Annotated in this window: 10 protein-coding genes, 1 pseudogene and 1 riboswitch; of the genes and pseudogenes, 8 read left to right on the top strand and 3 right to left on the bottom strand. The window is 75.4% G+C overall.

Annotated elements, in window-relative coordinates; translation table 11 throughout:
* Positions 1-25 precede the first annotated feature (25 nt).
* A complete protein-coding gene (locus ACFYXV_RS27875; protein WP_383346893.1) occupies positions 26-1,480 on the bottom strand; it encodes a hypothetical protein in 1,455 nt (484 codons plus the stop codon).
* 117 nt (positions 1,481-1,597) lie between these two features.
* On the bottom strand, positions 1,598-2,728 hold the full coding sequence (locus tag ACFYXV_RS27870; RefSeq protein WP_389384317.1) for an alpha/beta hydrolase family protein: 1,131 nt from the start codon (positions 2,726-2,728) through the stop codon (positions 1,598-1,600).
* A gap of 355 nt (positions 2,729-3,083) precedes the next feature.
* Between ACFYXV_RS27870 and ACFYXV_RS27865 the strand changes: the two genes are divergently transcribed.
* The 7 genes and pseudogenes from ACFYXV_RS27865 to ACFYXV_RS27835 all read left to right on the top strand — a co-directional run bounded on the left by ACFYXV_RS27865 (position 3,084) and on the right by ACFYXV_RS27835 (position 11,649).
* On the top strand, positions 3,084-4,376 hold the full coding sequence (locus ACFYXV_RS27865) for an anion permease (RefSeq protein WP_389384316.1): 1,293 nt from the start codon (positions 3,084-3,086) through the stop codon (positions 4,374-4,376).
* A gap of 28 nt (positions 4,377-4,404) precedes the next feature.
* On the top strand, positions 4,405-4,626 hold the full coding sequence (locus ACFYXV_RS27860) for a hypothetical protein (protein WP_048476729.1): 222 nt from the start codon (positions 4,405-4,407) through the stop codon (positions 4,624-4,626).
* A 137-nt stretch (positions 4,627-4,763) separates the two neighbouring features.
* Positions 4,764-4,915: riboswitch (cobalamin riboswitch) on the top strand.
* Between the two features lie 37 nt (positions 4,916-4,952).
* Positions 4,953-5,912, top strand: coding sequence for a cobalamin biosynthesis protein (locus ACFYXV_RS27855; RefSeq protein WP_389384315.1), 960 nt, complete (start codon positions 4,953-4,955; stop codon positions 5,910-5,912).
* Positions 5,909-7,429, top strand: a pseudogene (locus ACFYXV_RS27850) (cobyric acid synthase); the annotation flags it as partial. The gene ACFYXV_RS27855 and the pseudogene ACFYXV_RS27850, both read left to right, overlap by 4 nt.
* A 100-nt stretch (positions 7,430-7,529) precedes the next feature.
* Positions 7,530-9,653, top strand: coding sequence for a putative cobaltochelatase (locus ACFYXV_RS27845; RefSeq protein ID WP_389384314.1), 2,124 nt, complete (start codon positions 7,530-7,532; stop codon positions 9,651-9,653).
* Positions 9,653-10,252 (top strand): cob(I)yrinic acid a,c-diamide adenosyltransferase, encoded by a 600-nt coding sequence (gene cobO, locus ACFYXV_RS27840; protein WP_383346876.1) that lies wholly within the window; start codon positions 9,653-9,655, stop codon positions 10,250-10,252. The genes ACFYXV_RS27845 and cobO overlap by 1 nt, the downstream gene beginning before the upstream one ends.
* Positions 10,246-11,649 carry a cobyrinate a,c-diamide synthase gene (locus tag ACFYXV_RS27835; RefSeq protein WP_389384313.1) on the top strand — a complete coding sequence of 468 codons (1,404 nt, stop codon included), beginning with the start codon at positions 10,246-10,248 and terminating at the stop codon, positions 11,647-11,649. Before cobO ends, ACFYXV_RS27835 begins: the two co-directional genes overlap by 7 nt.
* 2 nt (positions 11,650-11,651) lie before the next feature.
* Here ACFYXV_RS27835 and ACFYXV_RS27830 read toward each other — a convergent pair whose 3' ends face one another.
* Positions 11,652-12,377 carry a ZIP family metal transporter gene (locus ACFYXV_RS27830; RefSeq protein ID WP_030163119.1) on the bottom strand — a complete coding sequence of 242 codons (726 nt, stop codon included), beginning with the start codon at positions 12,375-12,377 and terminating at the stop codon, positions 11,652-11,654.
* A gap of 86 nt (positions 12,378-12,463) precedes the next feature.
* On the opposite strand from ACFYXV_RS27830, the gene cobC reads away from it, so the two are divergent.
* Positions 12,464-13,894, top strand: coding sequence for an Rv2231c family pyridoxal phosphate-dependent protein CobC (gene cobC / locus ACFYXV_RS27825; protein WP_389384312.1), 1,431 nt, complete (start codon positions 12,464-12,466; stop codon positions 13,892-13,894).
* Positions 13,895-13,971 lie beyond the last annotated feature (77 nt).

Here is a 13,971-nt window from a genome sequence, read left to right as displayed (position 1 = left end):
CGCGCGGCGCCGGGACGCCGGGGCGCTACGCGCCTCCGGTGTGGACCTGGAAGGCGGCCCGGCGGACCGCTTTGGCCAGGGCCGGGTCCGGGTGCGCGGCCGCCAGGGCGACCAGGACCTGGACGGTGCGCGGGTGGCCGACCGCGCGGACCTCGTCCAGCAGCCGCGGGACGGTGGTCCGGACGGCCGAGTCGAGGTGGCGCGCCAGCAGGTCCGCCTCGCCGTGGTCGGCGATGGCGGCCGCGGTGTCCACCCAGAGCCAGGTCGTCTCCTCGGCGGTGAGCACGTCCTGCGCCTCGTCGGGATCGACCCCGTCGTGCTCGGCGAGCCAGAGCAGGGCGTACGGCCGCAGGGCGGGATCGCGCACGGCGGCGCGCACCTCGGGTTCGGCCGGGGCGCCGACCACGCGCAGGGCCTCGAAGGCGAGCCCGCGCAGCAGGGCGTCCTCGCCGCGGGCGGCGTGCAGCAGTTCGCTGACGGCGTGGCCGACGGGCCGGGCGGCGAGCCAGGCCCGGTACTCGGCGCGGGCGGGTCCCGGGGTGAGCCGGGCGCAGCCGTGCAGCATCGCGGCGGCGGACTGCTCGATGTTGCCCGCGGGGCTCTGCGCCGCCACGCAGATCTGTTCGAGCTTGACCCAGACGGCCCAGCTGCCGAGCGGGGTGAGGGCGGCCTGCGCCGGTCCGAGGGTGACGGCGTCCACGGCGGCGAGCCCGCCGAGCGCCCAGCGCAGCAGCCGGGCGAGCGGGACGGGCGCCGCGTGGCCGTTCGCCTCGGGGGCGGCATCCCGGTCGGCCCCGGCCCCGTCGGCGGGCGTCGTCTCGCGCGCGGGGGTCTCGTAGGGGATCTCGCAGCGCTCGTCGCGCAGTTCGGTGACCCGCTGTCCGAGCAGGTCCAGCAGGTCCGGGACGGTGACGGGGCCGGCGGACAGCTGGAGCAGGGACAGCAGCTGGGGCATCGCCTCGACCACCTCGGCGACGACCGCGGGCGCGATGTCGGCGGGGGCCGGGTGGACGAGCGACCAGGCGTCGAACAGCGCCACCCAGCCGCGCAGTACGGCGGTGTCGTCCCGGTCCCAGGCGCGCAGCCGCCAGCCGGGGCGCGCCTGGCCGCCGTGCACCTCGACGAGTCCCGCGAGCCGGGCGCGGTCCCAGCCGACCCGGATCTGCCCGTGTGTCAGGTTCAGTTCACCGGCGGCGCGTTCGACGTCGGCGGTGGGCAGTGCCCCGGCCGGGGCGGGCCTGCCCCCGTCGCCGGCACCGAGGTTGAGCTCGGCCCAGCGGGCGAGCCGTACCGCGTCGGCCAGCGAGGCCCGGGCACGGCTCGCGAGTTCGGCCGTGGCCGGGGTGCCCGCCGGGGGCCTCGAAGCGGTACGGGCGCGTCGGTCGGTCACCGCCTTGCGGGCCGCGGCGACGGAACGCGGGGAGACGAGTCGGAGTCTGGAGTCGCGAGCCAACTGCTCATCAGGCTTTCGGGACGTCACGGAAGCAGTCTCGCCCGTCACCGGCCGAAAGCCCAAACGGAACCAGCCATTATCGTCAGCTGGCGGGGGTACATACCGGGATACTCCGCCCTCCCCGTCCCGTCCGGCACACGCCCTTCACATGAGAGGGGTCAGAAAGCGCCTCAGGGCTTCCTCGTATCCGGCCGGATCCGCGTTCCACATCGCCCCGTGCGGGGCTTCTCGGACGGTCCGCAGCGTGACCAGGTCGGGGCGGGCCTCGGCGAGCCGGCGCGAGGGCTCCCAGGGGGCGAGCGCGTCGTCCGGTCCGTGGAAGATCAGGACGGGGACGCGCAGCGCGCCGGGGTCCGCCCCGGGCCCCGACCGGTCGGCGCGCAGTCCGGCGCGCCCCTCGGCGGCCCGTACCGCGAACGGAACCAGCGCGGCCGGGGTGCGGCGGGCCGCGATGAGCGCGCGCAGGGTGGTGTGCCAGTCCAGCACCGGCGAGTCCAGCACGAGCCCGGAGATCCGGTCGGCGAGCGCCGAGCGCTCGGCGGCGTGCAGGGCCATGGCGGCCCCGGTGGACCAGCCGTGCAGCACGACCCGGCGGGCTCCGTAGCGCACGGCGTAGCGGATGGCGGCGTCCACGTCCCGCCACTCGGATTCACCGAGGTGGCCGAGACCGTCCGGTGACGCGGGGGCTCCGAGGTCCCCGCGGTAGGCGAGGTCGAGGACGGGCATCCGCTGGCGGTGCAGGAAGGGCATGACCACCATCGGGTGCTCCCGGCCGGCACCGAGTCCGTGCACGGTGATCACCCAGGTGTCGCGGGCGGCGGGCACGAACCAGGCGGGCAGTCCGCCGAGCTCGCCCGGGACGTCCACGTCGGCGTGTTCGAGCCCGAGGGCGGTCCGCGGGTTCCCCACGTGGACCTGGGGGGTGAGGGTGACCCGGGTGCCGGGGTCGAGGCTGCCGTGGGTCACGGCGAGGAGCCGGCGCACGACGGCGTCCGGGCCGGGGTCGAGCCCGTCGATCACGGATCCGACCACGGCGTGCACCCCGGGGGCGCAGAGCCCGTACGTGCCGGGGCGCAGGGAGGCCAGCGAGCGGGTCAGCGTGATCCGCCCGGGGCCGGTGGAGTGGACCCCGAGCCGGGGCCCGCCGGGCAGGGGGCGGCCGGGCTCGTGCCGCAGGGCGGCGTCGGCCGCGTACCGGCCGGCGGCGACCGCGGCGGCGCCGGCCCCGACGAGAGTGGTCGCGACGGCCGCGGCGGTCGCTGTGGCGGAAGGCACGGCTCCAGTGTCGAGGCGGGAGCGCCGTCGGGCCACCGGAGCGGAATGCTCCGATTGCGGCCGGGCGGAGACGGGAAGAGAGGAGGCGGCGGACGGGCGGGCCGGGCGGCGGGGAGTGATCTGCGTCTCCCCCCGGACCCCCGAGGGGCGGGCCAACGGGACCGGGGGCCCCGGCGGGGCCGCCCGGTTACCCGGGGTTGACGTGCATCAATCGCCGTATCAGCGGCAAAATGGGGATGAAGGTCCCGATGACATGACGGGCCAGTACACCGCTCCGCCCGCGTCAGTTCACCTTCCGTTCATCCAGGTTGCCTACGGTCGCCGAGCCACTGACGTCAAACAGAAGCCTGGGTAAATGGAGCACATAACGCTTCTCCTCGGGATCGTGATCATCACCGCTCTCGTGTTCGACTTCACGAACGGTTTCCACGACACAGCCAACGCGATGGCCACCACCATCTCGACCGGCGCCCTCAAGCCCAAGACGGCGGTGGCCATGTCCGCCGTGCTCAACCTCGTCGGAGCGTTCATGTCCGTGGAGGTCGCCAAGACGATCTCCAAGGGCCTGGTCAACGAGGAGGGCATCCAGCCCGAAGTGATCTTCGCCGCCCTGGTCGGCGCGATCCTCTGGAACCTGGTCACCTGGCTGGTCGGACTCCCCTCCAGCTCCTCGCACGCCCTGATGGGCGGCCTGGTCGGCGCGGCCGTCGCCTCCGCCGGCCTCGGCGCCGTCAACGGCGGCACGCTCGTCACCAAGGTGCTGCTCCCCGCGATCGCCGCGCCGATCGTGGCCGGCGCGGCCGCGATGCTGGCCGCCAAGGTCACGTACAAGCTGGGCGGCAACGTCGGCAAGAAGACCTCCGCCAAGGGCTACAAGGCCGGTCAGATCGCCTCGGCCGGTCTCGTCTCCCTCGCGCACGGCACCAACGACGCGCAGAAGACGATGGGCATCATCACCCTGGCGCTGGTCGCCGGCGGCGCGCTCGCGCCCGGCTCCAACCCGCCGGTCTGGGTCATCGTCTCCGCCGGCATGGCGATCGCCATGGGCACCTACCTGGGCGGCTGGCGCATCATCCGCACCATGGGCAGCGGCCTGACCGACCTCCAGCCGCAGCAGGGCTTCGCCGCCCAGACCTCGGCCGCGAGCGTCATCCTGGCCTCCTCCACCCTCGGCTTCTCCCTCTCCACCACCCACGCGTGCTCCGGCGCCGTCATGGGTGCGGGCCTGGGCCGCAAGGGCGGCGTGGTCCGCTGGTCCACCGCCACCCGCATGTTCATCGCCTGGGGCCTGACCCTGCCGGCCGCCGCCGTCGTCGCCTCCGGCGCCGAGCTGGTCATGCGCACCGGTGACGTCGGTGTCGCCGCCGTCGCGCTCTTCCTGATCGCCTCCTGCGTCGCCATCTGGCTGATCTCGCGCCGCCAGGTCGTCGACCACAGCAACGTGAACGAGGTGCAGGCGGCCGCGGCGGAGGAGCCGGGTGTCGTCACCACGGCCATGGCCGCCGTCACCGTCCCGCCGACGATGGCCGCCGAGGCCGCTGCCGAGGCCGTCGCCGGTACGACCGCCGCTGTGACGGACGATGCCCTGAAGGCCACCATTCCGGCGGCCGCCCCGACCGCACCGGCGGCACCCGCCGCCGCGGTCTGACCCCGAGAACGACAGAGGAATCCGCAGTATGAAGATCGACTGGGCAGCACTCGGCTCCGTCTTCGGGGTCAGCCTCTCCGCCACCGTCGCCCTCGTGGCCCTGTTCACCCTGGGTCTGGTGGGCCTCTCCAAGCACGAGACCGCCACCGAGCAGGGCGGCACCGCCACCCTCGCCCGCAGCGGTGCGTACGCCTGCTTCGCGCTCGTCACGGCGGCCGTCGGGTACGGGATCTACCTGATCGTCAGCTGACCTGATCCGATGCCCCGGTCCGACCGATCGGGGCACGGCGTGCCAGAGCTCCCTCCGGGTTCCCCGGGGGGAGCTTTCGTACGCCCGGCAGCCGTGTCCGCGGCCTGCCCCGCCGCAGGTCAACGGCGAGTTGACGGGCCTTCGCGGTGCGTGGTGGACTGCCCGAGCCAATACGGCGGCATGGAGAGGAAGTCCGGTGCGAATCCGGCGCGGTCCCGCCACTGTCACCGGGGAGCACGCGGCACGTGCGCCCCGGGAGCCAGGAACTCCCACCGCCGGACACGTCGAACCAGGGCGCGGACCCTGAGTGAGGACATACCTGCACCATGCGTGCCGACCGCGTCTTCGCGTACGGCGCCGCGGCGGGCCTGATCGGCGACCGGATCCTCGGTGATCCGCGCCGAGGGCACCCCGTGGCCGCCTTCGGACGAGCCGCCGCCGCCGTCGAACGCGCCCTGTGGCGCGACGACCGCGCCCGCGGCGTTCTGCACACCCTCGTATGCGCCGGGGGCGCGGTCGCCGTCGGCGCGCTGGGAGCCCGCGCCGTGCGCTCCCGGCCCGCTGCCGCCCGTATCGCCCTGACCGCGGTGGCCACCTGGGCCGTCGTCGGCGGCACCTCGCTGGGCCGGGAGGCCCGCGCCATCGGCGGCGCTCTCGCCGCCGGGGACGCCGAGGTGGCCCGCGAGCGGCTGCCGCACCTGTGCGGGCGCGATCCGCAGGCCCTGGACGAACAGCAGATGGCCCGCGCCGTCGTGGAGTCGGTCGCCGAGAACACCTCCGACGCGGTGGTCGGGGCCCTGGTGTGGGGCGCCGCCGCCGGTGTCCCGGGGCTCCTGGCGTTCCGCGCCGTGAACACCCTGGACGCGATGGTCGGCCACAAGTCCCCGCGCCACCTGCGTTACGGCTGGGCCTCGGCCCGGCTCGACGACCTCGTGGGCTGGCCGGGCGCGCGGCTGACCGCCCTGGCCGCCGCGGTGGCCGGGCCCGATCGCCGGGGAGCCGTACGGGCCTGGCGCGCGGACGCCGCGGCGCACCCGAGTCCGAACGCCGGACCCGTGGAGGCCTCGTTCGCCGGGGCGCTCGGTGTACGGCTGGGCGGGACCCTCGCGTACGGCGGGCGGGTCGAGCACCGGGCCGTGCTGAACGGCGAGGAGGGCCGGCCGGTGGAGGTCGCGGACATCGAACGCGCGGTGCGGCTGTCGCGTCAGGTGACGTGGCTGGCGCTGGGGGCGTGTGTGGCACTGCGCTGTGCGGTGTCGTACGGCATACGGAAGGGACGCGGATGAGCGGCGCGAAGCAGCTCGGCGGGGGACTCCTCGTCGCCGGCACCACATCGGACGCGGGCAAGAGCGTGGTCACCGCGGGCATCTGCCGCTGGCTGGCCCGGCAGGGCGTGAAGGTGGCGCCCTTCAAGGCGCAGAACATGTCGCTGAACTCCTTCGTGACCCGCGAGGGCGCCGAGATCGGGCGCGCACAGGCGATGCAGGCGCAGGCGGCCCGCGTGGAGCCGACGGCGCTGATGAACCCGGTGCTGCTCAAGCCCGGCAGCGACCGGAGCAGCCAGGTGGTGCTGCTGGGCAAGCCGGTGGGCGAGATGAGCGCGCGCGGCTACCACGGGGGGCGGCAGGAACAGCTCCTCGGGGTCGTCACGGACTGCCTGGAGCAGCTGCGGGGCACGTATGACGCCGTGATCTGCGAGGGGGCGGGCAGTCCGGCCGAGATCAACCTGCGCCGGACCGACATCGTGAACATGGGGATCGCGCGGGCCGCGCGCTTCCCGGTGGTCGTGGTCGGGGACATCGACCGGGGCGGGGTCTTCGCGTCGTTCTTCGGGACGACGGCGCTGCTGTCGCCCCAGGACCAGTCGCTGATCGCCGGATACATGGTCAACAAGTTCCGCGGCGACGTGTCGCTGCTGGAGCCCGGGATGGAGATGCTGCGCGGCCTGACCGGGCGCGCGACGTACGGGGTGCTCCCGTTCCGGCACGGGCTGGGCATCGACGAGGAGGACGGGCTCCGGGTCTCCCTGCGGGGCGCGGTGCGCGAATCGGTCGTGGCCCCGCCGGTCGGCGAGGACGTGCTGCGGGTCGCGGTGTGCGCGGTCCCGCTGATGTCGAACTTCACGGACGTCGACGCACTGGCGGCGGAGCCGGGCGTGGTGGTGCGGTTCGTGGACCGGGCCGAGGAACTGGCCGACGCGGACCTGGTGGTGGTGCCGGGCACGCGCGGCACGGTGAAGGCGCTGGAGTGGCTGCGCGAGCGCGGCCTCGCGGACGCGCTGCTGCGGCGGGCCGCCGAGGGCCGGCCCGTGCTCGGGATCTGCGGCGGCTTCCAGGTGCTCGGCGAGCACATCGAGGACGAGGTCGAGTCGCGGGCGGGTTCGGTGGACGGGCTGGGCCTGCTGCCGGTGCGGATCCGCTTCGAGCGGGAGAAGACCCTGGAGCGGCCTTCCGGGACCGCGCTCGGCGAGGCGGTCGACGGGTACGAGATCCACCACGGGGTGGCCGAGGTCCTGGGCGGGGAGCCGTTCCTCGACGGCTGCCGGGTGGGTTCCGTCTGGGGCACGCACTGGCACGGCTCGCTGGAGTCGGACGGCTTCCGGCGGGCGTTCCTGAGGGAGGTGGCTTCGGCCGCGGGCCGCCGCTTCGTCCCGTCCCCGGACACGTCGTTCTCCTCCCTGCGGGAGGAGCAGCTGGACCTGCTGGGCGATCTGATCGCCGAACACGCGGACACCGACGCCCTGCTGCGCCTCATCGAGGGCGGCGCCCCCGCCGGCCTCCCGTTCCTCCCCCCGGGCGCCCCGTGACGGCCCGGATCCCGCGGGCGGCCTCCCCCGCCCCGTACGAGCACACCAGCCCGCGCACGCGCACCCGCACCCGCACCCGCACTAGGAGAGGCATCGCATGAGCACGCCCTACCCGTTCACCGCAGTGGTCGGCCAGACCGACCTGCGGCTGGCGCTCCTGCTCAACGCCGTGAGCCCGGCGGTCGGCGGCGTGCTCGTGCGCGGCGAGAAGGGGACCGCCAAGTCCACCGCCGTCCGCGCGCTGTCCGCGCTGCTGCCCCAGGTCGACGTCGTCCCCGGCTGCCGGTTCTCCTGCGCTCCCGGCGCACCCGACCCCGCCTGCCCCGACGGCCCCCACGAGCCGGGCCCCGGGACCGCCCGGCCCGCGCGCATGGTGGAGCTGCCCGTCGGCGCCTCCGAGGACCGCCTCGTCGGCGCCCTCGACATCGAACGGGCCCTCGCCGAAGGCGTGAAGGCCTTCGAGCCCGGCCTGCTCGCCGACGCGCACCGCGGGATCCTCTACGTGGACGAGGTCAACCTCCTCCACGACCACCTCATCGACCTCCTCCTCGACGCCGCCGCGATGGGCGCCTCGTACGTGGAGCGCGAGGGCGTCTCCGTGCGCCACGCCGCCCGCTTCCTGCTCGTCGGCACGATGAACCCCGAGGAGGGCGAGCTGCGCCCGCAGCTCCTCGACCGGTTCGGGCTGACCGTCGAGGTGGCGGCCTCCCGCGAGCCCGCCCAGCGCGTCGAGGTGGTGCGCCGGCGGCTCGCGTACGAGGACGACCCGGCCGCCTTCGCCGGCCGCTGGGCCGGTGACGAGCAGGACGTCCGCGCCCGCGTCGTGGCCGCCCGCGCCCTGCTCCCGCAGGTCCGCCTCGGCGACACCTCCCTGCTCCGGATCGCCGCCACCTGCGCCGGGTTCGAGGTCGACGGCATGCGCGCCGACATCGTGATGGCCCGCACCGCGACCGCGCTGGCCGCCTGGGCCGGGCGGACCGACGTGCGCAAGGAGGACGTACGCCAGGCCGCGCTGCTGGCGCTCCCCCACCGGCGGCGCCGCAACCCCTTCGACGCCCCGGGCCTCGACGAGGACAAGCTCGACGAGATCCTGGACGGGTTCCCCGACGAGGAGCCGGAGAACGAGCCCGACCCGGAGCCCGACCCGGAGCCGGAGGGCCCTGACGACGGCGGTCCGCAGGACGGCGGTCCGGACGGCGGAGGCGGCGGGATCCCCCCGCAGGGCGGACCCGAGGCCCCGCAGACACCCGGGGCCCCCGCCCCGGAGGACGCTCCGGAGACCACCCCCGAGGCCCCCGACTCCCCCGCCCCCCAGCCCGCCTCCCAGGACGGCGCCGCGCCCGAGCAGGCCGCCGTACGGGCCGCCGAGCCGTTCCGGACCAAGATGCTCAGCGTCCCCGGCCTCGGCGAGGGCGCGTCCGGGCGGCGTTCGCGGGCCCGCACCGCGCACGGCCGGACCACCGGCGCCCAGCGCCCCCGCGGCCAGCTGACGAAGCTGCACCTCGCCGCGACCGTCCAGGCCGCGGCCCCGCACCAGAAGGCGCGCGGGCGCACCGGGCGCGGGCTCGTCGTCCGCAAGGACGACCTGCGCCAGGCCACCCGGGAGGGCCGCGAGGGCAACCTGGTCCTGTTCGTGGTCGACGCCTCCGGCTCGATGGCGGCGCGGCAGCGCATGAGCGCCGTCAAGGGTGCGGTGCTCTCGCTCCTGCTGGACGCCTACCAGCGCCGGGACAAGGTCGGTCTGATCACCTTCCGCGGCTCCGCCGCCGAGCTGGCGCTGCCGCCCACCTCCTCGGTCGACGCCGCCGCGACCCGGCTCGAACAGCTGCCGACGGGCGGGCGCACCCCGCTCGCCGCGGGCCTGCTCAAGGCCCACGAGGTGCTGCGGATCGAGCGGCTGCGCGATCCCAGCCGCCGCCCGCTGCTCGTGGTCGTCACCGACGGGCGGGCCACGTCGGCGGGTTCGACCGGCCCGGCCGGTACCGCGGGCGGGGACCCGCGCGCGCTCGCGGGCCGAAGCGCCCGGCTGCTCCAGGCCCAGGGCGTCGCGTCGGTGGTCGTGGACTGCGAGTCGGGGCCGGTCCGGCTGGGGCTGGCCGGCGTACTGGCCGCCGACCTCGGCGGGCCCGCCGTCACGCTCGACGGGCTGCGGGCCGACTCGCTCGCCGGGCTCGTGAAGAACGTACGTACCGCATCAGACACCCACAGGAGGGCCGCGTAATGCCGCAGGGACAGCCGACCGTCGTTCCGGACGACGGACTCACGACGCGCCAGCGCCGCAACCGCCCGCTCGTCTTCGTCCACACCGGCCCGGGCAAGGGCAAGTCGACGGCGGCCTTCGGGCTGGCGCTGCGCGCCTGGAACCAGGGCTGGCCGATCGGGGTGTTCCAGTTCGTCAAGTCGGCGAAGTGGAAGGTCGGCGAGGAGAACGCGCTCAAGGTGCTCGGCGCCTCGGGCGAGGGCGGCTCCGTCGTCTGGCACAAGATGGGCGAGGGCTGGTCCTGGGTCCAGCGCGACGCGCAGCTCGACAACGAGCAGGCGGCCAAGGAGGGCTGGGAGCAGGTCAAGCGCGATCTGGCCGCCGAGACGCACAAGCTGTACGTGCTGGACGAGTTCGCGTACCCGATGCACTGGGGCTGGATCGACGTCGACGAGGTCATCGAGGTGCTGCGCGGCCGCCCCGGCACCCAGCACGTGGTGATCACGGGGCGCAACGCACCGGAGAAGCTGGTGGAGTTCGCGGACCTGGTCACCGAGATGACCAAGGTCAAGCACCCGATGGACGCCGGCCAGAAGGGCCAGAAGGGCATCGAGTGGTGACTTCGTTCCACATCCCCCGGCTGGTGATCGCCGCGCCGTCCTCCGGCAGCGGCAAGACCACCGTCGCGACGGGCCTGATGGCGGCCTTCTCGGAGCGCGGCCTCGCCGTGTCCCCGCACAAGGCCGGGCCCGACTACATCGACCCCGGCTACCACGCCCTGGCCACGGGCCGGCCGGGGCGCAACCTGGACGCGTTCATGTGCGGGCCGGAGCTGGTCGCCCCGCTGTTCGCGCACGGGGCCGCGGGCTGCGACCTCGCGCTCGTCGAGGGCGTGATGGGCCTGTACGACGGGGCCGCGGGCCGGGGTGAGCTGGCGTCGACGGCGCAGGTGGCGAAGCTGCTGCGGGCGCCGGTGGTGCTGGTGGTCGACGCCTCGTCGCAGTCGCGGTCGGTGGCGGCGCTGGTGCACGGCTTCGCGTCGTTCGACCCGCAGGTGCGGATGGGGGGCGTGATCCTGAACAAGGTCGGGTCCGACCGGCACGAGGCGATGCTGCGGGAGGCGCTGGAGGAGGCCGGGATGCCGGTGCTCGGCGTCCTGCGACGGGCCCCGCAGGTGGCCGCGCCCTCGCGGCACCTGGGTCTGGTGCCGGTCGCGGAGCGGCGGTCGGACGCCGTGTCGTCCGTCTCCGCCCTGGCGGACCAGGTACGGGCGGGCTGCGATCTGGAGGCCCTGATGGCCCTGGCGCGGACCGCCCCGGCGCTGGAGTGCGAGCCGTGGTCGCCGGAGCGGGCCCTGGTCCCCCGGGGTGGCGCGGCCCCGCAGGCGCTCGACGCCCGGGGCACCGGCCCGCGGCCCGTCATCGCCGTCGCGGGCGGTCCCGCGTTCACGTTCTCCTACGCCGAACACGCCGAGCTGCTCACCGCCGCCGGGGCGGAGGTCGTCACCTTCGATCCGCTCCGGGACGAGGCCCTGCCCGACGGGACCACCGGCCTGGTGATCGGCGGCGGGTTCCCCGAGGTGTACGCCCCCGAGCTCGCCGCCAACGCGCCGCTGCGCGAGGCCGTCGCGGCCTTCGCCGCGGCCGGCGGGCCCGTCGCCGCCGAGTGCGCGGGGCTGCTGTACCTCGCCCGCTCGCTGGACGGCAAGCCCATGTGCGGGGTCCTCGACGCCGACGCGCGCATGTCGGAGCGGCTGACCCTCGGCTACCGCGAGGCCGTCGCGGTGTCGGACAGTGCGCTCGCCGCCGCCGGCACCCGCCTGCGCGGCCACGAGTTCCACCGCACGGTGATCGAGCCCGGCGCGGGCTCCGCGCCCGCGTGGGGGTTCACGCACCCCGAACGCCGGGTCGAGGGCTTCGTACGGCAGGGCGTGCACGCCAGCTACCTGCACACGCACTGGGCGGCGGAGCCCTCCGTGGCCCTGCGGTTCGCGCGGTCGGCGGCGCGGGCCGGGTGAGTTCAGTCCGCGAGGCCCACCACCAGCCAGATCCCGGCCACCCCGCCCACCGTGCACATCAGCGTGGACAGGGCGGGGTGCTTGTGGTGCGCCTCCGGCAGGATCTCGGCGGCCGCCAGGTACAGCAGGGCCCCGCCGAAGAAGCCGAGGTACGCCCCCAGAGGTTCCTCCGGAAGGGTGAACAGCAGAGTGGACACCGCGCCCAGTACGGGGGCCACCGCGTCCGCGAAGAGCATCATCAGCGCCTTGCGGCGGGCGTTCCCGTACAGCCGGGTGAGCGTGTACGTGTTGAACCCGTCGGCGAAGTCGTGCGTGATGACGGCCAGCGACACGGCCACGCCCATCCCGCCGCCGACCTGGAAGGCCGCGCCCAGGGCCACCCCGTCGGCGAAGCTGTGGCCGACCATCGCCGAGGCCGCCGTCAGCCCGACCTCGGGGACCCGGCCCCCGTTCTCGGCGCCGTGCGCGGCCTGGCGCACCGCCAGCAGGCGTTCCACCACGTGCGCGATCAGGAACCCGGCCACGAAGAGCAGCAGGGCCAGCGGGACGCCGAACACCTTGCGGCCGGCCGCGTGCAGCGACTCCGGCAGCAGGTCGAGGCCCACGACGCCGAGCATCAGCCCGCCGGCCAGGCCCAGCACGAGGTGGCGGCGGTCGGTGACGCGTTGCGCCGTCCACCCGCCCGCCAGGGTCATCAGGAACGCGCCCAGCGCCACGATCACGGCCATGTGCCCCTGAATACCGACTCCTCGCCCCGTACGCACGTGTGCGCGCGGGCGGCGGGGCACGAACCATTGACGACTACGGAGGGGGCATGAGCCCGGTGGGCGAGTACGCGACGCAGCTGGTGGTCGGGGTCGGCGGACGCAAGGGTGTCTCCGTGGCGGAGGTCTGCGCCCTCGTCGAGGAGACGCTGCGGGGGGCGGGGCTGGCCGCCGGGGCGGTGAAGGCGCTGGCCACGGTGGAGTCGAAGGCGGGCGAGGCGGGGATAGCGGGAGCGGCGGAACGTTTCGGCGTGCCCCTGCTCAGCTATCCCGCCGACGAGCTGGCGGTGATCCCCGTACCGCATCCCTCCGACGCGGCGCACGGCGCGGCCGGGACCTCCTCGGTGGCGGAGGCCGCGGCGCTCGCGGGCGGCGGGGAGCTGCTCGTGCCGAAGCGCCGGTCGGTGGCGGCGACCTGTGCCGTGGCCACCGCCCAGCCGCACGACCTGCGCCATCACGGGGACGCGGAGGTGCGCGGCGACGGCGGGGCACTGGTGGACCTCGCGGTCAACGTACGGGCGCACACCCCGCCCGAGTGGCTCAAGCGGCGCATCGCGGCTTCGCTCGACGGTCTCTCCGCGTACCCCGACGGGCGGTCGGCCCGCGCGGCGGTGGCGGCCCGGCACGGGCTGCCGGTCGGGCGGGTGCTGTTGACGGCGGGGGCCGCGGAGGCGTTCGTACTGATCGCCCGGGCCCTGGGCGCACGGCGGCCGGTGGTGGTGCACCCCCAGTTCACGGAGCCCGAGGCGGCGCTGCGCGACGCGGGGCACACGGTCGAGCGGGTGGTGCTGCGGGCGGCGGACGGGTTCCGGCTGGACCCGGAGGCGGTGCCCGGGGACGCGGACCTGGTGATCGTCGGCAACCCGACCAACCCGACGTCGGTCCTGCACCCGGCGGCGGTGCTGACCGCGCTGGCCCGGCCGGGCCGGATCCTGGTGGTGGACGAGGCGTTCATGGACGCGGTCCCGGGTGAGCGGGAGGCGCTGGCAGGGCGGACGGACGTGCCGGGTCTGGTGGTGCTGCGGAGCCTGACCAAGACGTGGGGGCTGGCGGGGCTGCGGATCGGCTACGTGCTGGCCGAGCCGGAGGTGATCGCGAGGCTGGCGGCGGCGCAGCCGCTGTGGCCGGTGTCGACGCCGGCGCTGGTGGCGGCGGAGGCGTGCGTGGCTCCCGCGGCGCTGGCGGAGGCGGCGGCCGCGGCCCGGCAGATCGCGGTGGACCGGGCGCATCTGCTGGCCGGGCTCGCGGAGTTCGAGGAGATCACCGTGTCGGGGGTGGCCGAGGGGCCGTTCGTCCTGATCCGGGTGGAGGGCGGAGCGGAGGTCCGCACGCGGCTGCGCGCCCTCGGTTTCGCGGTCCGCCGCGGGGACACCTTCCCGGGGCTGGACGACTCGTGGCTGCGGCTGGCGGTCCGCGACCGGGCCACGACGGGCAGCCTGCTCCAGGCCCTGGACCACGCCCTGGCGCTGACGGCCCGCTGACCCGGGCTGCCGGGAAACGGACCCTCTCCGTCCGCGATGGGGCAGCCATCCGGAGGCCCGGGCTCCGTTGGCGGGGC

The organism is Streptomyces sp. NPDC002181, assembly GCF_042890485.1.
Classification (GTDB): domain Bacteria; phylum Actinomycetota; class Actinomycetes; order Streptomycetales; family Streptomycetaceae; genus Streptomyces.
This window is presented reverse-complemented; position numbering and strand designations above follow the sequence as displayed.